Annotated in this window: 20 protein-coding genes, 2 tRNA genes and 2 pseudogenes; 5 read left to right on the plus strand and 19 right to left on the minus strand. The window is 69.2% G+C overall.

What is annotated here, in order from left to right; genetic code table 11:
* The 4 genes and pseudogenes from STRAU_RS44245 to STRAU_RS34910 all read right to left on the minus strand — a co-directional run.
* The coding region (locus STRAU_RS44245; protein ID WP_259300075.1) for a chaplin at positions 1–413 on the minus strand (413 nt) is incomplete at its 3' end.
* A 555-nt stretch (positions 414–968) separates the two neighbouring features.
* Positions 969–1,307, minus strand: a pseudogene (locus tag STRAU_RS44575) (chaplin); the annotation flags it as partial.
* On the minus strand, positions 1,238–1,471 hold the full coding sequence (locus tag STRAU_RS34905) for a chaplin (protein WP_016645119.1): 234 nt from the start codon (positions 1,469–1,471) through the stop codon (positions 1,238–1,240). The pseudogene STRAU_RS44575 and the gene STRAU_RS34905, both read right to left, overlap by 70 nt.
* A gap of 324 nt (positions 1,472–1,795) precedes the next feature.
* Positions 1,796–2,077, minus strand: coding sequence for a rodlin (locus STRAU_RS34910; RefSeq protein ID WP_016645120.1), 282 nt, complete (start codon positions 2,075–2,077; stop codon positions 1,796–1,798).
* A 316-nt stretch (positions 2,078–2,393) separates the two neighbouring features.
* On the opposite strand from STRAU_RS34910, the gene STRAU_RS34915 reads away from it, so the two are divergent.
* On the plus strand, positions 2,394–2,804 hold the full coding sequence (locus STRAU_RS34915) for a rodlin (RefSeq protein ID WP_037663965.1): 411 nt from the start codon (positions 2,394–2,396) through the stop codon (positions 2,802–2,804).
* 185 nt (positions 2,805–2,989) lie between these two features.
* Here STRAU_RS34915 and STRAU_RS42665 read toward each other — a convergent pair whose 3' ends face one another.
* Positions 2,990–3,199: a hypothetical protein gene (locus STRAU_RS42665; protein WP_158692202.1), complete on the minus strand. Its 210-nt coding sequence runs from the start codon at positions 3,197–3,199 to the stop codon at positions 2,990–2,992.
* Here STRAU_RS42665 and STRAU_RS44255 point away from each other — a divergent pair.
* Positions 3,096–3,333: pseudogene (locus STRAU_RS44255) on the plus strand (rodlin). The gene STRAU_RS42665 and the pseudogene STRAU_RS44255 overlap by 104 nt on opposite strands.
* Before the next feature lie 164 nt (positions 3,334–3,497).
* Here the strand turns inward: STRAU_RS44255 and STRAU_RS34925 are convergent.
* Positions 3,498–3,570 (minus strand) — tRNA-Ala (locus STRAU_RS34925).
* Between the two features lie 186 nt (positions 3,571–3,756).
* Between STRAU_RS34925 and STRAU_RS34930 the strand changes: the two genes are divergently transcribed.
* Positions 3,757–4,305, plus strand: a complete 549-nt coding sequence (locus STRAU_RS34930) for a helix-turn-helix domain-containing protein (protein WP_016645122.1) — start codon at positions 3,757–3,759, stop codon at positions 4,303–4,305.
* Positions 4,306–4,357: 52 nt separating this feature from the next.
* Positions 4,358–6,079, plus strand: a complete 1,722-nt coding sequence (locus tag STRAU_RS34935; protein WP_016645123.1) for a serine/threonine-protein kinase — start codon at positions 4,358–4,360, stop codon at positions 6,077–6,079.
* Between the two features lie 102 nt (positions 6,080–6,181).
* On the opposite strand, the gene STRAU_RS34940 is transcribed toward STRAU_RS34935, so the two are convergent.
* The gene (locus STRAU_RS34940; RefSeq protein ID WP_259300074.1) at positions 6,182–7,681 is read right to left on the minus strand and encodes a hypothetical protein; all 1,500 of its coding nucleotides are present in this window, start codon (positions 7,679–7,681) and stop codon (positions 6,182–6,184) included.
* Positions 7,682–7,956: 275 nt separating this feature from the next.
* Entirely contained in the window at positions 7,957–8,085 is a 129-nt protein-coding gene (locus STRAU_RS43295) for a DLW-39 family protein (protein ID WP_003999697.1), read from the minus strand.
* Between the two features lie 356 nt (positions 8,086–8,441).
* Here STRAU_RS43295 and STRAU_RS34945 point away from each other — a divergent pair, with 356 nt between their 5' ends.
* Positions 8,442–8,783: a DUF6344 domain-containing protein gene (locus tag STRAU_RS34945; RefSeq protein WP_016645126.1), complete on the plus strand. Its 342-nt coding sequence runs from the start codon at positions 8,442–8,444 to the stop codon at positions 8,781–8,783.
* 121 nt (positions 8,784–8,904) lie between these two features.
* On the opposite strand, the gene STRAU_RS34950 is transcribed toward STRAU_RS34945, so the two are convergent.
* The 11 genes from STRAU_RS34950 to dnaA form a co-directional block, all read right to left on the minus strand.
* Positions 8,905–9,111, minus strand: a complete 207-nt coding sequence (locus STRAU_RS34950; protein WP_158692203.1) for a hypothetical protein — start codon at positions 9,109–9,111, stop codon at positions 8,905–8,907.
* Between the two features lie 19 nt (positions 9,112–9,130).
* Complete coding sequence (locus tag STRAU_RS44260) at positions 9,131–9,769, minus strand: hypothetical protein (RefSeq protein WP_016645128.1); 639 nt, start codon at positions 9,767–9,769, stop codon at positions 9,131–9,133.
* Between the two features lie 390 nt (positions 9,770–10,159).
* Positions 10,160–10,233, minus strand: a tRNA-Ile gene (locus STRAU_RS34960).
* Positions 10,234–10,387: 154 nt separating this feature from the next.
* Positions 10,388–11,086: a DUF3566 domain-containing protein gene (locus tag STRAU_RS34965; RefSeq protein WP_037663972.1), complete on the minus strand. Its 699-nt coding sequence runs from the start codon at positions 11,084–11,086 to the stop codon at positions 10,388–10,390.
* A gap of 15 nt (positions 11,087–11,101) precedes the next feature.
* Positions 11,102–13,693: a DNA gyrase subunit A gene (gene gyrA, locus STRAU_RS34970; RefSeq protein ID WP_016645130.1), complete on the minus strand. Its 2,592-nt coding sequence runs from the start codon at positions 13,691–13,693 to the stop codon at positions 11,102–11,104.
* 56 nt (positions 13,694–13,749) lie between these two features.
* Positions 13,750–15,852, minus strand: a complete 2,103-nt coding sequence (gene gyrB / locus STRAU_RS34975; RefSeq protein WP_037663975.1) for a DNA topoisomerase (ATP-hydrolyzing) subunit B — start codon at positions 15,850–15,852, stop codon at positions 13,750–13,752.
* A 285-nt stretch (positions 15,853–16,137) separates the two neighbouring features.
* Positions 16,138–16,785 carry a DciA family protein gene (locus STRAU_RS34980; protein WP_016645132.1) on the minus strand — a complete coding sequence of 216 codons (648 nt, stop codon included), beginning with the start codon at positions 16,783–16,785 and terminating at the stop codon, positions 16,138–16,140.
* On the minus strand, positions 16,782–17,906 hold the full coding sequence (gene recF / locus STRAU_RS34985; RefSeq protein ID WP_016645133.1) for a DNA replication/repair protein RecF: 1,125 nt from the start codon (positions 17,904–17,906) through the stop codon (positions 16,782–16,784). Before recF ends, STRAU_RS34980 begins: the two co-directional genes overlap by 4 nt.
* Before the next feature lie 94 nt (positions 17,907–18,000).
* Positions 18,001–18,885 carry a phosphogluconate dehydrogenase (NAD(+)-dependent, decarboxylating) gene (gene gnd, locus STRAU_RS34990; RefSeq protein ID WP_016645134.1) on the minus strand — a complete coding sequence of 295 codons (885 nt, stop codon included), beginning with the start codon at positions 18,883–18,885 and terminating at the stop codon, positions 18,001–18,003.
* Between the two features lie 132 nt (positions 18,886–19,017).
* Complete coding sequence (gene dnaN, locus STRAU_RS34995) at positions 19,018–20,148, minus strand: DNA polymerase III subunit beta (RefSeq protein WP_016645135.1); 1,131 nt, start codon at positions 20,146–20,148, stop codon at positions 19,018–19,020.
* An 838-nt stretch (positions 20,149–20,986) separates the two neighbouring features.
* On the minus strand, positions 20,987–22,111 hold a 1,125-nt coding region (dnaA, locus tag STRAU_RS35000), incomplete at its 5' end, for a chromosomal replication initiator protein DnaA (protein WP_037663979.1).

A 22,111-nucleotide genomic window follows, 5' to 3' on the forward strand; every position in this document is an offset into this window, starting at 1 on the left:
GCGGTCCTGTCGGGCGCGTGTGGCGCGGGCTTCTCGTGCGGCGCCGACTTGTCCGGTGCATGCGGCTCGCGAGCCGGGTCGTCGCACTTGTTCCCGAGGGCTCCCGCGAGGACCGCCACCACGCCCGCGGAGTTGCCGCAGGCGTCGATCGGCACATCCAGCGGCGTCTTCAGGAGGTTGCCCGCCAGCGCGCCCGGCGCGTGGAGCACGTCGCCCTCGGCAAGGGCACCTCCGCCATCGTGGCGAGGGCCGTCGTCGTGACGACTGCCACTGTCAGCCCGGTCCGGAGTGGCCGACTTGTGGGCGGGCTTGGGCGCGGGCTTGGGAGCCGGGGCGGGCTTGGGCGCGGCAGCACGCTTGGGGGCGGGCTCCGGCTTGGGTTCGGGCTTGGGCGCGGGTGCGGGCTTGGCCACGGGCTTCGGCTCGGCCGCGTGCTTGGGAGCGGGGGCGGGCTTCGGCTTCGGCTTCGGAGCAGCGGCGTGCTTGGGCGCGGGCTTTGCCTTCGGCTCCGGCTTCGGCGCAGCCGCGGGCTTCGGCTCGGCCACACGCTCCGGCGCGGGCTCCGGCTTCGGCTTCGGAGCAACTGCCGGCTTCGGAGCAGCCGCGTGCTTGGGCGCGGGCTTCGCCTTCGGCTTCGGCGCAGCCGCATGCTTCGGCGCGGGCTTCGCCTTCGGCTTCGGCGCGGGGGCGGGCTCCGGCTTGGGCGCGGGCTTCGGGGCGGCCACACGTTCCGGCGCGGGCTCCGGCATGGGCGCAGGGGCGGGCGCGGGCTCCGGCGCGGGAGCGGGCTTCGGCGCAACCACACGCTCCGGCGCAGGCTCCGGCATGGGCTCCGGCATCGGAGCCGGGGCAGGCATCGGAGCGGGCGCAGGCATCGGAGCCGGGGCGGGCTCCGCCACCGGCGGATGCGCGCACGAGTTGCCCGTGGACGGGCTCGCGGCGGCCACCCCGTTCACGGAGTTGCCGCAAGCGTTGATCGGCACCTCCACCGGTGCCTGCACATTGTTGCCCGACAAGAAGCCGGGCGAGCCCGTGGCCTGTCCGTGCGCATCGGCGGCGAGCGCGGACTGGCCGGGCAGGGACAGGATGCTCGTGGCGGCCGCCGCCGAGAGCATCCCTTTGGTGAGGGCCTGTCGCAATCTACTGGTCTTCCTCTGAGGGGAGGGAAGGCCGGCCTTGGGGCCTGTTGCCTGCCAAGGCCGGCCAAAAACGCAGCCTGGACGGCTGAGTCGCTGCGTCAGTCGTTGACGCAGGAGTTGCCGAACGTCGGGTTCAGCAGGCCGATGATGTCGATGCTGTTGCCGCATACGTTCACGGGAACGTGGACGGGAACCTGAATGACGTTGCCGGAGATAACGCCCGGGGAGTGGGCGGCCCCACCCTGGGCACCCGCGTCGGCGAATGCCGGCGCGCCGAAGCTCAGTGCCAGTACGGCACCGGCGATGACGGTTGCGCTCTTCTTGAGCTTCACAGCTTTTCCCTTCTATCGGGTCGCGCCTCAACGGCGGTGAGAGCCGGGCGGGCAGCATCTTCACCCGCACCGCGACCTGAGTCCTGATCAACGATCGATAAGAGCGGAAGAAACCGGCGCGCCCCCGGCATTCGTAAGTTCACTCGAATGCGGTCTACGTATTATTTGGGCGCCGGACAGAAATTGTTGAATGCCCGGTGAATGACCGATGAATGCCCGCGATCAACACGCGGATCGGCGGCCGAACGAGCACCGGAAAGCCGCTCGGGCCGCCCCGCTCGGAGGAGAAGGGGCGGCCCGGACGGTCGCTGCGGCGTCGGAGGATCAGCCGTTGCGCTCGCCGTTGCCGGACAGCACCGGGATGTCGCTGAGGATGTGCACCGGCAGACCGATGCACGGCTTGTTCAGGGAACCCTGGACCAGGGACAGCTGCGGGCTCATGTCGCCCTTGGTGGAGGAGTTACCGAACGACTGCTTGGCGCCGTTGCCGCTCGCCGACGTGGTACCACCGTCGTCGCCGATGGCCATCGCGGCAGGAGCGGCGGTGGCTGACATACCGGCGACCGAGACTGCGACCGCAGCCGCTGCCATTGCCTTCTTGAGCATTTGCTGTTCCTTTTCTGGGCAGACGCACAGGTTACTGCGGACTGCCCAACTCACCTTCGGACGTTTGGTTCCGCTCATTCACTCCATCGGATCTTTTCCCCGGTCCGGCGACGACCCGGCGCATTCATGCAATGCCGTCGGGCACCGCTTCGCGGAACGGTCGGATTATCCGCACATCACCGCGTATGAAGAGGCCGAAAGGGGCCTCTGACACGCCGCGACTGGGCCATCAGGGTGAACGGCAGCAACTCCGCACCGTCAGCGCAGTTGCTCAGGGTGCTCCAGGGACGGGGTTCATATCCAGAAGGGAATTGCTGTGCTCAAGAAGGTTATGACCGCGGCCGCGGTTACGGCTTCCGTCGTCGGTGCGTCGGCTGCCGCGGCTCCCACGGCGTCCGCCATCGGCGACGACAGCGGCACCCAGACCGCGAGCGGCAACGGCGCCATGCAGTCGTACGGAAACTCCGCCACGTACGGAAACATGAGCCCGCAGATGGCGCTCATTCAGGGTTCCCTGAACAAGCCCTGCATCGGTCTGCCGGTCAAGGCGAACATCGGCTCCCTCGTCGGCCTCATCAACATCGCCGTCCAGGACATCCCGATCCTCTCGGCCCCGCAGAACCAGCAGTGCACCGAGAACTCCACGCAGGCCAAGGGCGACGAGCCGCTGTCGCACATCCTCAACGACATCCCGGTGCTCTCGGGCAACGGGGCCGACAACGGCTGACACCGGCCGACCAGCCAGCGGGCCGCCACCTCTCCTCGGCGGCCCGCTGTTTTCGATTTCGGTCTTTTGCTCGGCCGCCGGACCGACCATCCCTTGGCCCTGCGAATAAGGGCTGCTTTTCCGCTTCTGGGTTCAGCACATTAATCCGCTGACCGAGCTAATCGCCGAAACCACAGTTCCAGCACTCAGTTGATCACCACGCGGCTCCGCAACGGAGCCTGTCTCCGAAGGGAATCCCTCACCATGAAGAAGATGTTGGCAACCGCCGCGATCGCCGCAACCGCAGCCGGTATGACGGCGGTCACGGCTCCGACGGCCATGGCCATCGGCGACGACACCGGCACCCGTACCGCGAGCGGCAACGGCGCGCAGCAGTCGTTCGGCAACTCGTCCACGCACGGCAACATGAGCCCGCAGATGTCTCTCGTCCAGGGTTCCCTGAACAAGCCGTGCATCGGTCTGCCGGTCGCTGTCGCACATCCTCAGCGACATCCCGGTGCTGTCCGGGAACGGCGTCAACAACCACTGACCCGCGAGGGGCTTTCCACGCCCCCGCCTGCACCGCACCAGGTGGCCGCCACGGATTCCGTGGCGGCCACCTCGCGTGTGCGGCCACTTCGCGACGCCCCGCCTGAGGACGCAACAAAGCCCCTCCAACCCGCGTTTCCACAGGTCAGAGGGGCTCTTGGGGTGTGGAGCCTAGGGGAGTCGAACCCCTGACATCTGCCATGCAAAGACAGCGCTCTACCAACTGAGCTAAGGCCCCGCGGCCGCCGGCGTCGGTGCGAAGAAATCGCGCCTCGGCGGGCGTCGGGGACCAGAGTACCGGGTCACCCCCCGGATCTCGCAAAAGGATTGGGGGTCCCCGTGCGCGACCACTCTCCGTAAGATGCTCGACGTGGTTCGCGGCAGCGAACCGCGGTCCTATGGGGAAGCGATGGGGAGACGCAACATGGACGCTGCACAACAAGAATCAACAGCAAGAGCACGGGAGCTCCAGCGAAATTGGTACGGGGAACCGCTGGGGGCACTCTTCCGTCGCCTCATCGACGATCTGGGCCTGAACCAGGCACGGCTCGCCGGGGTGCTCGGACTGTCCGCACCCATGCTGTCGCAGCTGATGAGCGGGCAGCGCGCCAAGATCGGCAATCCGGCCGTCGTCCAGCGCGTCCAGCTCCTGCAGGAGCTGTCGGGACAGGTCGCGGACGGCAGCGTGAGCGCTGCCGAGGCCACGGACCGCATGGACGAGATCAAGAAGTCCCAGGGGGGTTCCGTACTGACCAACACCACCCAGACCACCACGAGTTCGGGTGCGCCCACCGTGAAACGCGTGGTACGTGAGATCCAGTCGCTGCTGCGCTCCGTCGCGGCGGCGGGCGACATCATCGATGCCGCGGACACGCTCGCCCCGACCCACCCGGAGCTGGCAGAGTTCCTTCGGGTGTACGGAGCGGGCCGCACCGCGGACGCCGTCGCCCACTACGAGGCGCACCAGAGCTGAGCCGTCGGCCGGGCCGCTGCCGGGCGGCCCGGAAGGGGAGCGGGGCACGACCATGGGTGAGGTCTTCGCCGGCCGGTACGAACTCGTCGACCCGGTCGGACGCGGGGGAGTAGGAGCCGTATGGCGTGCCTGGGACCATCGCCGGCACAGATATGTGGCAGCCAAGGTCCTTCAGCAGCGCAACGCTCACACTCTGTTGCGCTTCGTGCGGGAGCAGGCGCTGCGGATCGACCATCCGCACGTGCTCGCTCCCGCGAGCTGGGCGGCCGACGACGACCAGGTCCTCTTCACCATGGACCTGGTCACCGGCGGCTCCCTCGCCCACGTCATCGGTGACTACGGACCGCTGCCGGCCCACTTCTCCTGCACCCTGCTCGACCAGCTCCTCGCCGGCCTGGCGGCGGTGCACGCCGAGGGAGTCGTGCACCGTGACATCAAGCCCGCCAACATTCTCCTCGAGGCCACCGGAACGGGGCGGCCGCACCTGCGCCTGTCGGACTTCGGCATCTCCATGCGCAAGGGCGAGCCACGGCTGACCGAGACGGACTATGTGGTGGGCACCCCCGGCTACTTCGCGCCCGAGCAAATGATGGGCGCGGAACCGGACTTCACCGCCGACCTCTTCGCCGTCGGACTTGTCGCCCTGTACCTCCTGCAGGGCGTCAAGCCCGACGCCAAGGCCCTCATCGAGCATTTCGCCGCGCACGGCACGCCGGGGGCGCCGCGCGGTGTGCCCGAGCCGCTGTGGCAGGTCGTCGCCACGCTGCTGCAGCCCGACCCCCAGGCGCGGTTCCGCACCGCCACGGGGGCGCGCAAGGCTCTCGCCTCCGCCGCCGAGATGCTGCCCGAGCCCGGGCCCGACGACGAGCTCGTCGAGATCTTCGACCAACTCGGCCCGCTGCCCACGGGGTTCGGCCCCGACGGCCCCCTCACGCGCGCACCCCAACCACCCCCACTCCAACAGCCGCCCGCCGCCCGGCAATCACCCCCCATCCAGCCACCGCCGCCCCACCCGCCCACGGCAGGCTCCACGTCCTCCCCCGGTCACTCGGGCCCACCCACATCCACGCCGCCCCCCGGCCACTCGGGCCCGCCCACACCCGCGCCCCACGCCCACCTGGGGTCGCCCGCATCCCCCTCCCACTCCAGCTCAGGGCCGCCCACACCTCCGCCCCAGGCGCAGCCCGGCTCCTCCGGCACCCCCTATGGCGTACGACCGCCATCGCTCCCCGCGCATCCCCCGATGACGGAGACCGGCAGCTTCCACCTGCCCCCGCCGGTGCCGCCCCCGCACACCCCGCCCCCGCAGCCCGCGCAACCACCCACTCCCCCCACTCCGACACCCATCCCCGCGGCCACACCGAACCCGACCCCGCCTCCGGCACAGGCCCAGGCCCGGCCTCCCGCACAAGCCCAAGCCCACGCCCAGACACCTCCCCCTGCCCAGGCCCAGGCCCCGGCCTCCCCGCCAGACACCCCCTCCCACTCCACGGCCCCCGCCGCGCAGCACGCTTACGCCTCTACTTCTCCATACACCGCTCGGCCTCAGCAGGTTCCCACTCACGGCACCTCAATTCCGGGCCCACTTCCGGAACTTCAGCCTCACGGACTTCAGCCTCACGCCCGGCACCAGCGCCGCCACGCCGCCCCCGGCACCGCCCGATCCACCGCGCGCTCGCCGCGCCCCGGGCCGCCCGTGAAGGTGGCCCTGCCGATGCTGCTGGCCGCGCTGGCCTGTTTCGCGGTGGGCTTCTGGGCCCTCACCCGCATCTGAGGAACTGTCCGCCCGGCATCCGCATCTGAGGAACCGTCCGCCCGGGCCGAACCGGAAGCTACTGCCCTGGCGCGAACCTGAAGCTACTGACCCGGCCCCCGCCTACCCGGACCGGATCACTCTCCGCCGCCCCACCAGCCGCCAGACCCCAAGTACGGCGAGCAGCACGGTCCCCGTACCGAACCCGGCCGCCGCCAGCACCTTCATGGCCGTGTCCCCGCCGCCGGAAGCGGCAGCCGTTCCGTCCGACCCCGGCCCCGTCCCGGCCCCACCCCCGGCGGAGCCGCCCGCGCCGTTCCGCGCCGCGGCCTCGTCGCGTTCCGTGACGCCGAATCCGTCCGCGGGGCGCGCCGTCCCGGCGTACGCGGGTCCTTCCCGCCGCTCGCCGGCGACGTTCACCCGCAGCGTCAGGCCGATCGCGTCCTGGCCGAACCGTGTACCGACATCCGGATTCAGGTGCACCGCGAGGTAGTACCAACCGGCGAACCGCATCCCGGAGACCCGGTCGAGGGGCGCGAAGCGGTTCTCGTACGCGACCGACGGCAGCGTCGGCAGTATGGTCGTCCGCTGCCGGCCGTCGTACGCGGCGTCGGCGCTCTCCACCGGCCCGCGCACGGGGTTGAACAGCTCCATGACCACCGCGGACGTCACGTAGTCACCGCTCCGCGAGCCACTGCCGACCTCCAGGGTGGCCGACAGCCGCTGTCCCCAGTCGACGGGCACGCGGTAGTAGCGCGTCTGCCCCGCCTTGATCCGGTCGCTCCACACGCCCTTGCCCAAGGCCCTGGCCGTGCCGAAACTGCTGCCTCCCGCGCGCGGGAGAGGCCGCCCGGCCAGTGGGACGGGCGCGGCCGTTTCGGAGCCGGAGTCCGGTTCCTGCGGCGGAGTCGTGGGGCCCGCCTTCACCAGGGAGGGCTCCGAGGCGACGTACAACTCCATGTCCCAGTCCTCCGTAGAGGACGGTTCTTCCGTGGCGGACGACACCGGCGACCTGGTGTTGGTGGTCCGCTCCACGACGACGTAGTACGTCCCGGCCCCCTGGCACCGGCGCTCGTCCGGAGTGAGCTTGCGCATCGCCGACGCGGTGAGCGGCCGCGGGCTCCGCGAGGTGCCGAAGCGCACGGACTTGAAGTCACAGTCGAAGCCGTCGGTGTCCTGTACGGACACCTTGAGGCCGTCGGCGAAGGCGACACGGCTGCCGAGGCCGGGCAACGCGGTCACGGAGACGTACACGTTGTCGCGGGCGCCGAGCTCAAGCCGGTAATAGAGCTTGCTCCCCGTGCCGGAGGCCCCGGCTTCGGGGTGCCCGATCGAGCTCCGGTACGTCGCCCCGGGCACAAGCATCCGGCTCCCGGCCGTACTCGTCGCCCCTTCGACCGCCTTGGCGTCCTCGGCGAAAGCGTACGGATTCGGCGTCTCAGCGGCCACGGCGTGCGCGGGCCGGGGCCCCGTCGCGCCACTCCCAGGCCGAGCCACCGCGCCGCCCGGCGACAGGACCGCCGCACACAGCGCCGCCGCCCCCAAGGCCGCGCCAGCCGTCCGCAACCGCACCCGCCGCCGCATCACGCCGCTCTGCACCTCACCCTCCACCGATTTGCTCAAGCAAGGAATGAAATTGCGCAAGTGAACCAAAGGGGTGACGCCGTCGCGGTCACACAGAAGAGAGGAGGCCCGCCCTCACGGCGAGAGGAGGCGCGCCCCGCCGGCAGATCCCGTACACGCGACAGAAGATCCCCGCCACCCGGCAGGACCGACCGGACCGGTACCGGCAGAAGAAGCAGGCCCGGCGGAACAAGCGGGGCAAAAAGCCCCCGAGACAGCACAGAGCCCCGACCGCTCAAGCGACCGGGGCCCCGTGACGAGACTGCTGTCGATACTCACGAACCCGTGGGCACGGAGTCAGTCGCCTCCGTCCACAGATCCTGCTCGGCGCGATCCGCCTGGATCTGGCGGTACACGAGGAGCCCGCCGATGGCGGCCAGTGCGACCAGGAGAAGCTTCTTCACCGCGCGACCTCGTCTTTCCTTGACGTAGGGGACTTCTGGCGCCCGACTATACACACCGACCGATACCGATCGGTGACCTGGATCGGCCCGACTCCCGGCCCTCAACTCCCGGACCGGACACCGCAGTAGAAGCGGATCGCAGCACTCCGCCTACGTTCCGTCGACTGTGATGTTCGCCGCCCTTGCCCTGTTTCCGGGGATTCTCGGGGCACTTGCACCCATCCGGGTGGTGTTCATCTGAACATCCACGCGGCGGGAGCGTCGGTCCCGCACTTCCGGCCTCGGATACACATCATGAGGAAAGTACGCAAATCGCCCAACCTGAATGTGATCGCCCAATCTGGAAGTGAGGGGCCATGACCGCCACCAAGGCCATGAAGCTGTGGACCACGATCGTCACCGCCGTACTCGCGCTGTTCGCGACCCTCGGCCTCACCTCGACCGCCACGGCGGCCGCCCCGGCACAGCAGGCCACGAACGCCTCGGCCACGTGCACGAGCACCGTGAGCCCGACGGCTCCGATGGCGGCCCTGTGGGCGGCGGCGTACGAACGGTCCTTGCCCCCCACGATGAAGCAACGCATCCGCGCCGAGGCCCACGGCGCCACCCCGAGCTGCCGCCACCTGCCGTCGACGGAGACGGAAGCCCAGGACGACGACCAGCAGCCCACGGCAGAGAACCTCGCAGCGGAGCCGTAGTCACGACAGAGCCGCAGCCACCGCAGCGAGAAGACCCCCAGCCGGTACAGGCTGGGGGGTCTTCTCGCTTTCGGCACGCAGTGCGCGACAGCCGTACCGGGCCGGACGGCGCGGCGCCCGCTCAGCCGCCGCCGCGCCGCCGCCGGTACCTCCTGGCGGCCCAGAGCCCCACCAGGCCCCCGGGCACGAGGAACCCCCACAGGCTCGCCGTCGCCCCGGAGCCGTCCTGCGCCCTCACCCACAGCAGGATGAGCAGGCCCGCACAGACGACCGTGACCAGCAGGAACACCGCCAGCTCGGCCCACCAGTTCCGAGTGCTGTACGCCATGCCCATCCTCTCCTTCCCGCTACTTGGTGATGAAGTGGCACTGCACCGCTCGACGGCTGCCGTTCACGAAGAGCTGCGCGCATGCCTTGCCGTACTTGGGCAGGGTGTGTGCGCCGATCTTGTACGTGGGCACCGTGCCGGTGTGGCACTTCGTCTTCAGCGGGCCGCGCTTGATCTTGTACGTCTTGCCGGAGGTGTCGGCGTAGTGCAACTCCAGGCGGGTGTTGCAGAAACGGGTGGCGAGGGCCGCGACCCCGACGCAGTCGACACCGGCGATCTGGCTGTTGACCTTCTTGCCGGACCCCTTGATCGAGTGCGTCAGGAAGCACCCTGCGGGCACCTTGATGGTCACGCCGCCGACGGAGTAGTTGAAGGAGCTGATGGCGGCGGACCCGGCCGCGGACCGCGCCACTCCGTCCGGCACCTCGGAGTAGTCCGGGGCCTTCACCTCCGCCTCGTCCTCCGGCGTGACCTCTTCGCCGGCGACGTCCTCGATGACGACGTCGTCGGCGAGCATCTCGCCCGAGTAGTCCGACGGAACGTCCGGGGCGCCCTGGACGCCCGGCACGGCCTCTGTCGCCGAAGCCGACGACGTACCGACAACGAGCAAGGCGGCGGTGGACACACCAGCCATCACGACAGCGGAAATCTTGCGCACGTCAACCCCCCACGGGTTTGCCTCGAATGGAACGCAATGGAACGCGATGGACGCTAAACGAACTTCTACAAGCGTGTCGAATCAAGCATCGGAGCACGTCAGGGGCGTTTACCGACCCTGACGGAAGCACACCCGCGCCCACCGACCCCCCACCAACGAGGCCACGCCTCAGGGGAGTTGATTACCTGTCATTGACCTTCTCTTTACATAGCGGGCGCACCTCTGCACCCACGAAGGCCACCACACCCGAGAGCTGTGGCCTTCGCCACACAGTGCGCACACGAGACGCCACACGAGGCGCCGGGCGCCGGGCACGGCCTCGCGGAAAACGCGAAGACCCGGTAGATCGTCACGATCTACCGGGTCTTCGTCAGGCTCTGCGCCTCTGTGTGGGGCTACCTGGATTTGAACCAGGGACCTCATCCTTATCAGGGATGCGCTCTAACCAACTGAGCTATAGCCCCGCCGCGCTTCTCGGGTCGCCCCGCGCGCTGACCTCTGAAGATTAGCGCACGTCCGGGCCAGTCCCAAAATCGATACTCACCGAGGGCCTGCGCGGGCCCGCGGCACCCGCCCGCCGCCCCGGAGTCGTCGCCACTCGTCCTGCTGAGCGTCCCGCTACTCGTCCTCGGCCAGCGTCAGCTCGATGCCTCCCACGAAGCCCGCGGAGAGGTTGTAGATGAACGCGCCGAGCGTCGCGAGCGCCGTCGCGAGGACGACGTCGATGACCGCGATGATCGACGTGAACATCAGCACGCGAGGCAGCGAGAGGAACGCCTGCAGGTCGAAGCCGTTGGACTCGTTCGAGCCGGTGGCCTCGGAGATCGTGCCGCCGACCGTGGAGAAGACGCCCATCGCGTCCATGACCATCCAGAGCACGGCCGCCGCGACGATGGTGCAGATGCCGAGCGCGATGGAGAGCAGGAAGCTGACCTTCATCACCGACCAGGGGTCGGCCTTGGCCACCCGCAGCCGCGCCTTGCGCGTGCGCGGGGTGGTGCGCGCCCCGGTGCGGGGGCGTCGGACCGCGCCGGCGGGCGCCGCCTGGTACGCCTGCGGCGGGTGGTACGGCTGGCTGTTCTGCTGCGGCTGCCGCTCGCCGGGCAGCGCCCCGGAGAGCCCGTCTCCCGCCGCCGCCCCGGAGGCCCCGCCCTCGGTCTCCGTCCCCGTGCCCGCCGGGCCTCGGGTGTCCGTCACAGTCCCCCCCTGGGATCCATGAGACTCATGCGAGTCGGGTGCGTCGGTGGCGGAGCCACGGGCACCTTCCGTGCCGGTTCCACTCGTTCCGGCGGATCCGGTGCCCGTGGCTCCACTCACGACTCTCTCCTCGCGCTACTCGGCCGGGGACTCGGTGCCCTCGTCCGTACCGACGGCCGACTCGCCGTCGGAGGATTCGTCGACGAGCCCTCCGTCGACTTCCTCGGCCTCGCGCCCGGCCTCGGCGTTACGAGCGATACCGACCACGGCATCGCGCTTGCCCAGGTTGATCAGTTGGACGCCCATGGTGTCACGGCCCGTCTCCCTGACCTCGTTGACTCGCGTGCGAATCACACCGCCGGACAGGGTGATGGCGAGGATCTCGTCCGTCTCCTCGACCACCAGCGCACCGACGAGCTCACCGCGGTCCTCCACGATCTTGGCGGCCTTGATGCCGAGGCCACCGCGGCCCTGGACGCGGTATTCGTCGACGGCGGTCCGCTTCGCGTACCCACCATCGGTGGCGGTGAAGACGAACGTACCGGGCCGGACCACATTCATCGAGAGCAGCTGATCGCCGTCGCGGAAGCTCATTCCCTTGACGCCGGAGGTCGCGCGGCCCATCGGGCGCAGCGCGTCGTCGGTCGCCGTGAAGCGGATCGACTGGGCCTTCTTGCTGATCAGAAGCAGATCGTCGTCGGCCGACACCAGCTCGGCACCGATCAGCTCGTCGTCCGCGCCGTCGTCCGTCTCGCGCAGGTTGATCGCGATGACGCCGCCGGAGCGGGGCGAATCGTAATCCTTCAGAGGCGTCTTCTTGACCAGGCCGGCCTTGGTGGCGAGGACCAGATAGGGCACGGCCTCGTAGTCGCGGATCGCGAGGATCTCGGCGATCTGCTCGTCCGGCTGGAAGGCGAGCAGGTTCGCCACGTGCTGGCCGCGGGCGTCACGGCCGGCGTCGGGCAGCTCGTACGCCTTCGCGCGGTAGACGCGGCCCTTGTTCGTGAAGAACAGCAGCCAGTGGTGCGTCGTCGACACGAAGAAGTGGTCGACGATGTCGTCCTGCTTCAGCTTCGTGCCGCGCACACCCTTGCCGCCGCGCTTCTGCGAGCGGTAGTCCTCCGTCTTGGTGCGCTTGATGTAGCCGCCGCGGGTGATCGTGACGACGATGTCCTCTTCGGCGATCAGGTCCTCGATGGACATGTCACCGTCGAAGGGCACCAGCTTGGAGCGGCGGTCCTCGCCGAACTTGTCGACGATCGCCGCGAGTTCCTCGCTGACGATTCCCCGCTGCTTCTCGGGGGAGGCCAGGATCGCGTTGTACTCGTTGATCTTCGCCTGGAGGTCGTCGTGCTCGTCGACGATCTTCTGGCGCTCCAGGTGGGCGAGCCGGCGGAGCTGCATCTCCAGGATGGCGTTGGCCTGGATCTCGTCGATCTCCAGAAGGCCCATCAGGCCCTCGCGCGCGATGTCGACCGTGTCGCTGCGCCGGATGAGCGCGATGACCTCGTCGATGGCGTCCAGGGCCTTGAGCAGACCGCGCAGGATGTGCGCGCGCTCCTCGGCCTTGCGCAGCCGGAACTTGGTGCGCCGGACGATGACCTCGATCTGGTGGGCGACCCAGTGGCGGATGAACGCGTCGAGGGAGAGCGTGCGCGGCACGCCGTCGACGAGCGCCAGCATGTTGGCGCCGAAGTTCGACTGCAGGTCCGTGTGCTTGTAGAGGTTGTTCAGTACGACCTTGGCGACCGCGTCGCGCTTGAGCACGATGACGAGTCGCTGGCCGGTACGGGACGACGTCTCGTCGCGGACGTCCGCGATGCCGCCGACCTTGCCGTCCTTGACCAGGTCGGCGATCTTCTGCGCGAGGTTGTCCGGGTTCGTCTGGTAGGGGAGTTCGGTGACCACCAGGCACTGGCGGTTCTGGATCTCCTCGACCTCGACGACCGCGCGCATCGTGATGGAACCGCGGCCCGTGCGGTACGCCTCCTCGATGCCCTTGCGGCCGACGACGAGGGCGCCGGTCGGGAAGTCCGGGCCCTTGATGCGCTCGACGAGCGCGTCGAGCAGCTCCTCGTGCGTGGCCTCGGGGTGCTCCAGGGCCCACTGCGCGCCCGCGGCGACCTCGCGCAGGTTGTGCGGCGGGATGTTGGTCGCCATGCCCACCGCGATGCCCGCCGAGCCGTTGATCAGCAGGTTCGGGAAGCGGGACGGCAGGACCGTGGGCTCCTGGGAGCGGCCGTCGTAGTTGTCCGTGAAGTCGACGGTCTCCTCGTCGATGTCCCGGACCATCTCCATGGACAGCGGCGCCATCTTGCACTCGGTGTAGCGCATGGCGGCCGCGGGGTCGTTGCCCGGAGAGCCGAAGTTTCCGTTGGAGTCCACCAGCGGCATCCGCATCGACCACGGCTGCGCGAGACGGACCAGCGCGTCGTAGATCGAGGAGTCGCCGTGCGGGTGGTAGTTGCCCATGACGTCGCCGACGACGCGGGCACACTTGTAGAAGCCCTTCTCGGGGCGGTACCCGCCGTCGTACATCGCGTACAGGACGCGGCGGTGGACGGGCTTGAGGCCGTCACGGACGTCGGGCAGCGCGCGGGACACGATGACGGACATCGCGTAGTCGAGGTACGAGCGCTGCATCTCCGTCTCGAGCCCGACGGGCTCGATCCGCAGCGTCTGGCCCTCGTCGTCCTCGGGCGTGGTGGGGTTGTTCTCGTCGGCCATGGCCGGTCAAGATCCTTTCGTACGTCAGTCAGCAGCCGTCGGGGCGCCTGACCGGCTCAGATGTCGAGGAAGCGGACGTCCTTGGCGTTGCGCTGGATGAACGAGCGGCGCGCCTCGACGTCCTCGCCCATGAGGACCGAGAAGAGGTCGTCGGCCTGGGCGGCGTCGTCGAGCGTGACCAGGCCGAGCACGCGGTGCTCCTGGTCCATGGTCGTGATGCGCAGCTCCTCGGCGTTCATCTCACCGAGACCCTTGAAGCGCTGGACCGAGTCCTCGCGGATGCGCTTGCCCGCCTGGCGGCCGATCTCGATCAGCGCGTCGCGCTCGCGGTCCGAGTACGCGTACTGGAAGTCGTCCTTGGTCCACTTGATCTTGTAGAGCGGCGGACGGGACAGGTACACGTGTCCGGCCTCGACGAGCGGCCGCATGAAGCGGAACAGGAACGTCAGCAGCAGGGTGTTGATGTGCTGGCCGTCGACATCGGCGTCCGCCATCAGGATGATCTTGTGATAGCGGAGCTTCTCGATGTCGAAGTCCTCGTGGACTCCGGTGCCGAAGGCCGAGATCAGCGCCTGGATCTCCTGGTTCTGCAGGATCTTGTCGACGCGGGCCTTCTCGACGTTCAGGATCTTGCCTCGGATGGGCAGGATGGCCTGGTACTGCGGGTTCCGGCCGGACTTGGCCGAGCCGCCGGCGGAGTCACCCTCGACGATGAAGATCTCGCACTTCGTCGGGTCGTTCGACTGGCAGTCGGAGAGCTTGCCCGGCAGGGAGGCGGTCTCCAGCAGGCCCTTGCGGCGGGTGAGGTCGCGCGCCTTGCGGGCGGCCACGCGCGCGGTCGCGGCCTGGATGCCCTTGCGGATGATGTCCGCGGCCTCGTTCGGATTGCGGTCGAACCAGTCCGTCAGGTGCTCGTGCACCACCTTCTGGACGAAGGTCTTCGCCTCCGTGTTGCCCAGCTTCGTCTTGGTCTGACCCTCGAACTGCGGCTCGCCGAGCTTGATCGAGATGATCGCGGTCAGGCCCTCGCGGATGTCCTCACCCGTGAGGTTGTCGTCCTTCTCGCGGAGCAGCTTCTTGTCGCGTGCGTACCGGTTGACGAGGCCGGTCAGCGCGGCGCGGAAGCCCTCTTCGTGCGTGCCGCCCTCGTGCGTGTGGATGGTGTTGGCAAAGGAGTAAACGCCTTCGCTGTACTGAGAGTTCCACTGCATCGCGATCTCGACCGAGAGCATGCGCTCCTTGTCCTCGGCCTCGACGTCGATGACGGTCGGGTGGATGACCTCGCCCTTGCGGGAGTTGAGGTACGTCACGAAGTCGACGATGCCGCCTTCGTAGTGGTACGTGACCGTGCGGACCTCTTCGACGGTGTCGTCGGTGGCCTCGGTGGAGTCGGCGCCCACCGTGGCCTTGGCCGACTCGCGCTCGTCGGTGAGCCTGATCGTCAGGCCCTTGTTGAGGAACGCCATCTCCTGGAAGCGCCGCGACAGCGTCTCGAAGGAGTACTCGGTCGTCTCGAAGATGTCGCCGTCGGCCCAGAAGGTGACGGTCGTGCCCGTCTCCTCGGTGGCCTCGTGCCGCTCGAGGGGCGCCGTGGGGGCACCGCTCTTGTAGTCCTGCGTCCAGCGATAGCCGTCGGTCCTGATCTCGACGGACAGCTTGGTGGAGAGCGCGTTCACCACGGAGACACCCACACCGTGCAGACCGCCGGAGACGGCGTACCCCCCGCCGCCGAACTTGCCACCCGCGTGCAGCACGGTGAGCACGACCTCGACGGCCGGCTTCTTCTCGACGGGGTGGATGCCCACCGGGATGCCACGGCCGTTGTCGACGACGCGCACGCCGCCGTCCGCCAGGATCGTCACGTCGATGGTGTCCGCGTGCCCGGCCATGGCCTCGTCGACTGAGTTGTCGACGACTTCCTGGACCAAGTGATGCAGACCACGCTCACCGGTCGAGCCGATGTACATGCCGGGTCGCTTGCGGACCGCGTCCAGACCCTCGAGGACGGTGATGGCACTGGCGTCGTACAACGAAGTCACCTCGCCGGAGGCGTCGGGCGCCTGCGGGGGTGCTTCGCCGGCGTCGCCGGCGGCAGTGGACGGGATGTTCTCGTTGGGGTTGCCGGAATCGGCCACGAAGCGCCCTTTCTGGCACAGCACAAGCCAAGCTCCCGGCGCTCGCCGGAGCGGCTGCGGCGTGTTGCGTTGGTAAGCCTGGTTCAGCTCTTGCTCAGCTTCTCCCGTTGCTCCCCACACCTGGGGCGGGATTAGCTTCCAGTCTACCGGTAGCGCCGACAGTGATGGGGGTTTGCCGGTACCTGAGTCCGCATGTGCCGCCCTGAACCGGGCTCAGCCGACTCCCCATATGCGGCCCCGGGGTCCCAGAGGCTCACAGCGGCACTCAGCGCTTCGGGAGGTCAACCACCAGCTACGGTCCGGATCAGGTCATCCGTAGGTGTCGCCGGGACCCGTGCTGCCAGGGGCGCGCAGGGGTCCGAAACGGCGCGCGGGGCCGCCGGGGCCGAGGACCTTGATGATGCGTACGGTGCCGTGGCCGAGGTCCTCGTTGAGGCGCGCGACCAGCTGCGGAGCCATCAGCCGAAGCTGCGTGGCCCAGGCCGTGGAGTCGCACTGGACGGTCAGGACCCGCTCGTTCTCGTCGTACCGCTGCGGCACGCAGTGCTTGGCCAGGTCGTCGCCGACGATCTGCGGCCAGCGGCCCATCACACCGCCCACGGCGGCCGGGGTCTCCCAGCCGCGCTCGGTGATCAGCCGGTTGATGGCGGAGCCGAGCGGCAGCGGGTCGCGCCCGTCCGCCCGCGCGCCCGAGCGCAGGCCGCCGCGCCGGGCCTGCTTCTTCTGCCGGGTCGCGTCCCCACGCGCGCGTGCCTGCTCCTTGGCGGCGCGCAGGGCGACGCGGGCGAGGTCCACGCCGGAGGGCTCGGGAGGCTTGGGGGTCTCGGCGGGGCCGGGGGCTCCGGGGGTGTCCGGGGTTCCGGCGGGGCCGGGGCCGCCGGTGTTGGCGGGGCGGCCGGATCCGGCGGGGCCGGGCAGTTCGCCGTCGCCGCGCGGCCGCGGCCCTCCGGCGGTCATACGCGCTCCACCACGCCCTCGGCGACCGAATACCGCACGCCCGACAGCACGCCCGGCACATCGTCGTCCACGGCCGCCGTCACAAGGACCTGTTCGCCCGGGGCGACCAGCTCCGCGAGCCGCTCCCGGCGCCGCGCGTCCAGCTCGGCGAACACGTCGTCGAGGACGAGCACCGGTTCATTGCCCTCCGCGCGCAGCAGGTCGTACGAGGCGAGGCGCAGCGCGAGCGCGAACGACCAGGACTCGCCGTGGCTGGCGTAGCCCTTCGCGGGCAGCTGGCCAAGTTTGAGCAGTAGTTCGTCACGGTGCGGCCCCACCAGCGTCACGCCCCGCTCGATCTCCTGCTTGCGGGCCTCCCCGAGGGCGGCCAGCAACTGCTCGCACAGCTCCTCGCGCGCGTGGCCGACGATTTCCGGCGAGGACGGCTTGTAGTCGAGCGCGACGGGGCCGCCGCCGGGGGCGAGCTGCTCGTACGCCTTGTCGGCCAGCGGCTGCAGCGCGGCGATCAGGTCGAGCCGCTGGGCGAGCAGCTCGGCGCCCGCGCGCGCGAGGTGCTGGTCCCACACGTCGAGCGTGGACAGGTCCATGGAGCGGCCGCCGTGCCTGCGCGCCAGGGCGGCCGACTTCAGGAGCGTGTTGCGCTGCTTGAGGACGCGGTCGTAGTCGGAGCGCACCCCCGCCATGCGGGGCGAGCGCGCGGTGATCAGCTCGTCGAGGAACCGGCGCCGCTCCCCGGGATCGCCCTTGACCAGTGCCAGATCCTCGGGCGCGAACAGCACAGTACGCACGATGCCGAGTACGTCACGGGGCCTGACCTGCGAGGACCGGTTGATGCGGGCGCGATTGGCCTTGCCGGGGTTCAGCTCCAGCTCGATGAGCTGCTGGCGCTCGCCCTGGCGCACGTTGGCCCTGATGATCGCGCGGTCGGCGCCCATCCGCACGAGCGGCGCGTCCGAGGAGACCCGGTGGCTGCCGAGGGTGGCGAGATAGCCGACGGCCTCGACGAGGTTCGTCTTGCCCTGCCCGTTCGGGCCCACGAACGCGGTGACGCCCGGGTCGAGCGGGACCTCGACCCGGGCGTACGAGCGGAAGTCGGCCAGCGACAGATGCGTGACGTGCATGGTGTGCGCCGACCTCCCCCGGCCTACTTCAACGTGCTGCCGGTCCTCCGCCGGTCCACAGGGGCTGTGGACGAAGGACCGTACGAGCTCTGGATCAGTGCTCGCTCTTGGACTCGACCGCGTGGCCGCCGAACTGGTTGCGCAGCGCCGCGATCATCTTCATCTGCGGAGAGTCGTCCTGACGCGAGGCGAACCGCGCGAACAGGGACGCGGTGATCGCGGGCAGCGGCACGGCGTTGTCGATCGCCGCCTCCACCGTCCAGCGGCCCTCTCCGGAGTCCTGGGCGAAGCCGCGCAGCTTGTCCAGGTGCTCGTCGTCGTCGAGGGCGTTGACCGCCAGGTCGAGCAGCCAGGAACGGATGACCGTGCCCTCCTGCCAGGAGCGGAAGACCTCACGGACGTCGGTGACCGAGTCCACGGCCTCCAACAGCTCCCAGCCCTCTGCGTATGCCTGCATCATCGCGTACTCGATGCCGTTGTGGACCATCTTGGCGAAGTGGCCCGCGCCGACCTTGCCCGCGTGCACCGAGCCGAAGTCGCCCTCCGGCTTGAGCGCGTCGAAGATCGGCTGCACCTTGGCGACGTTCTCCTTGTCGCCGCCGTACATCAGCGCGTAGCCGTTCTTCAGGCCCCAGACGCCGCCGGAGACGCCGCAGTCGACGAAGCCGATGCCCTTGGCCGCCAGTTCCTCGGCGTGCTTCTCGTCGTCCGTCCAGCGGGAGTTGCCGCCGTCCACGACGACGTCGCCGGGCTGCAGGAGCTCGCCGAGCTCGTCGATCGTGGACTGGGTCGCGGCTCCGGCCGGCACCATCACCCACACCACGCGCGGGCCCTTGAGCTTGCCTACGAGCTCTTCGAGGCTGTCGACATCCGCGAGGTCCGGGTTGCGGTCGAATCCGATGACGGTGTGGCCTGCGCGGCGGATGCGCTCGCGCATGTTGCCGCCCATCTTGCCGAGACCGACGAGACCGAGCTCCATCAGTGCGTTCCTAACTAGCGATGTGGCGTGAAGGCACGTCGCCGCCGCTCGTCGTCGAGCGGCTCACGTACCCGCGGCACTTTCGTACCCGCGTCCGAGCCTACGCCCGGACGCGGCCACACACCTGTGGGCTCAGCCGCTCAGACGAACGGGCATGATCAGGTACTTGTACGCGTCGTCGGCCTCGGCGTCGAGGGCGGGCTTGCCGCTCAGGAGCGCGGGCTTCGTGGACGTCGTGAACGACAGCTGGGCGACCGGCGAGTCGATCGCGCTCAGGCCGTCGAGCAGGAACGTCGGGTTGAAGGCGATGGAGACGTCGTCGCCCTCCAGCTGGGCGTCGACCCTCTCCACAGCCTGTGCGTCGTCACTGGAGCCGGCCTCCAGGATGAGCACGCCCTGCTCGAAGCTGAGCCGCACCGGGGTGTTCCGCTCGGCGACGAGCGCCACACGCTTGACGGCCTCCACGAAGGGGGGCGTCTCGATGACGGCGACCGAGTTGAACTCCGTCGGGAACAGCGAGCGGTACTTCGGCAGGTCGCCTTCGAGCAGCCGCGTGGTCGTGCGACGGCCCGCGCCCTCGAAGCCGATCAGGCCCTCGCCCGCGCCGGAGCCGGAGAGCGCCAGGGTGACCGTGTCGCCGCTCGTGAGGGCCTTGGCGGTGTCCTGGAGGGTCTTGGCGGGCACCAGGGCGACCGCGGACGCGTCCGGGTCCTCGGGCTTCCACAGGAACTCGCGGACCGCGAAGCGGTAGCGGTCGGTGGACGCGAGGGTGACCTTGTCGCCCTCGATCTCGATGCGCACACCTGTGAGCACCGGGAGGGTGTCGTCACGGCCGGCGGCGATCGCCACCTGGTTCGCGGCGGCGGCGAATACCTCACCGGGGACCGTGCCGGTGGCGGTGGGCATCTGCGGCAGCGCCGGATATTCCTCCACAGGCAGTGTGTGGAGTGTGAATCGCGAGGAACCGCACACCACCGTGGCCCGCACACCGTCTGTGGAGATCTCCACCGGGCGGTTGGGCAGGGCGCGGCAGATGTCGGCGAGCAGGCGGCCGGAGACGAGGACCGTGCCCTCCTCGTCCACCTCGGCGTCCACGGAGACTCGGGCCGAGACCTCGTAGTCGAAGCTGGACAGGCTGAGAGCGCCCTCCTCGGCCTTCAGCAGCAGGCCCGCGAGGACGGGCGCTGGCGGCCGAGCCGGGAGGCTGCGTGCCGCCCACGCCACCGCCTCCGCGAGTACGTCGCGTTCCACCCGGATCTTCACTTAGCCGCCCTCCTGCTGTTGCTGGCACTGGGGACCAGTCTGACGCACCGCACTGACAGCTGGTGCCCGTCGGGGTCAAGTCGTGCCGAGAGGTGTCGGCGGCCCGAGCCGCGAGTTGTGCACAGCCCCCACTTCGAAACGAATTCTCAGGTCTCTCTAGGGGGGAGTAGTAGTAGGGCCTGTGGAAACCGTGGATAACCGCGAATGCGCAGGTCACTGCCCGTTTTTTGTCCACTGACCCTGTGGGCGGAGGCGGTGGACAACCGGGGGATTCTGTGGACGGGCGAAAGTTCTGCACACCCGATGCACAGGAAGAGGTCACTTCTCCCCAGCCCTGTCCCCAGCTTTACCCAGCTTCCCCACAGGCCAACCGAGCAACTTCGTGTGACGCCTTTCACTCGTCACGGTGAGAGGGCGCGTCGCGTTGCCGAACAGTGGACAGGGCTGGGGAGAAGCTGTGCACAACTGGCGCCTGCCTGTGGGCCGCCGGTGGACAACTCCGGAGCGGCCCTGTGGACACGATCTTGTCCACAGTCTGTGGAGAGCCTTCGTCCACGAATCCACAACCTGCTGACCTGGCCTGATGAACATTCAGCAGGGTCCCCTGTGGACACGATCTGGACAACTCGCCAGTCCCCAGGGTGTGGAAGGCGCAAAGGCCACAGATCTGTGGAGAACGCACGCACGGTGAGCGGGAATCGAACAGCAGGTGTCGGCGAGGTCCCGTCCACAACCCCGTGGAAACCCCTTGGAGGCTTCCCGGAAGCTCCGCCGGCAACGCGAAGGGCGCTCCGGAACCTCTCCGGAGCGCCCTTGAAGCGGCGTAACTCGGTGGCTGTCAGCCGTTCTTGATGCGGTTGGTGAGTTCGGTGACCTGGTTGTAGATGGAGCGGCGCTCGGCCATCAGCGCGCGGATCTTTCGGTCGGCGTGCATCACGGTCGTGTGGTCGCGGCCGCCGAACTGCGCGCCGATCTTCGGCAGCGAGAGGTCGGTCAGCTCCCGGCACAGATACATGGCGATCTGCCGTGCCGTCACCAGGACCCGGCTGCGAGAGGAGCCGCACAGGTCGTCCACCGTGAGCCCGAAGTAGTCGGCGGTCGCAGCCATGATGGCCGTCGCCGTGATCTCCGGGGCCGCGTCCTCGCCGCCGGGGATCAGGTCCTTGAGGACGATCTCGGTGAGGCCGAGGTCCACAGGCTGTCGATTGAGCGACGCGAATGCGGTGACCCGGATCAGCGCGCCCTCCAGCTCACGGATGTTCCGCGAGATGCGCGACGCGATGAACTCCAGGACCTCCGGGGGCGCGTTGAGCTGTTCCTGCACCGCCTTCTTACGAAGGATCGCGATACGCGTCTCCAGTTCGGGCGGCTGGACGTCCGTGATCAGGCCCCACTCGAAGCGGTTGCGCAGCCGGTCCTCCAGGGTCACGAGCTGCTTGGGCGGCCGGTCGCTGGACAGCACGATCTGCTTGTTCGCGTTGTGCAGCGTGTTGAAGGTGTGGAAGAACTCCTCCTGCGTCGACTCCTTGTCCGCGAGGAACTGGATGTCGTCGACCAGGAGGATGTCCATCTCGCGGTACCGCTTGCGAAAGCTGTCGCCCTTGCCGTCGCGGATGGAGTTGATGAACTCGTTGGTGAACTCCTCGGAGCTCACATAACGGACGCGTGTGCCGGGATAGAGGCTCCGCGCGTAGTGCCCGATGGCGTGCAGCAGATGCGTTTTGCCGAGGCCGGACTCGCCGTAGATGAACAGCGGGTTGTACGCCTTCGCCGGCGCCTCGGCCACGGCGACCGCGGCCGCGTGCGCGAAACGGTTCGACGCGCCGATCACGAAGGTGTCGAAGAGGTATTTCGGGTTGAGGCGCGCGGTGGGCTCACCCGGGCCGGTCGCGGGCGCGGGCTGCGCGGCCAGCGGGCCGGGGGCGCCGCTCGACGCGGGCAGCGGGGTGCCGCCACGGCCCAC

The organism is Streptomyces aurantiacus JA 4570 (assembly GCF_000414115.1).
Lineage (GTDB): Bacteria > Actinomycetota > Actinomycetes > Streptomycetales > Streptomycetaceae > Streptomyces > Streptomyces aurantiacus_A.

Coding starts and splice junctions, on each gene's coding strand:
- STRAU_RS34910 (WP_016645120.1), bottom strand. CDS start 2,077: ATGCTCAAGAAGGCAATGGCAGCGGCTGCGGTCGCAGTCTCGGTCGCC.
- STRAU_RS34930 (WP_016645122.1), top strand. CDS start 3,757: ATGGACGCTGCACAACAAGAATCAACAGCAAGAGCACGGGAGCTCCAG.
- STRAU_RS34935 (WP_016645123.1), top strand. CDS start 4,358: ATGGGTGAGGTCTTCGCCGGCCGGTACGAACTCGTCGACCCGGTCGGA.
- STRAU_RS34945 (WP_016645126.1), top strand. CDS start 8,442: ATGACCGCCACCAAGGCCATGAAGCTGTGGACCACGATCGTCACCGCC.
- STRAU_RS34950 (WP_158692203.1), bottom strand. CDS start 9,111: ATGGCGTACAGCACTCGGAACTGGTGGGCCGAGCTGGCGGTGTTCCTG.
- gyrA (WP_016645130.1), bottom strand. CDS start 13,693: ATGGCCGACGAGAACAACCCCACCACGCCCGAGGACGACGAGGGCCAG.
- STRAU_RS34980 (WP_016645132.1), bottom strand. CDS start 16,785: ATGACCGCCGGAGGGCCGCGGCCGCGCGGCGACGGCGAACTGCCCGGC.
- recF (WP_016645133.1), bottom strand. CDS start 17,906: ATGCACGTCACGCATCTGTCGCTGGCCGACTTCCGCTCGTACGCCCGG.
- gnd (WP_016645134.1), bottom strand. CDS start 18,885: ATGGAGCTCGGTCTCGTCGGTCTCGGCAAGATGGGCGGCAACATGCGC.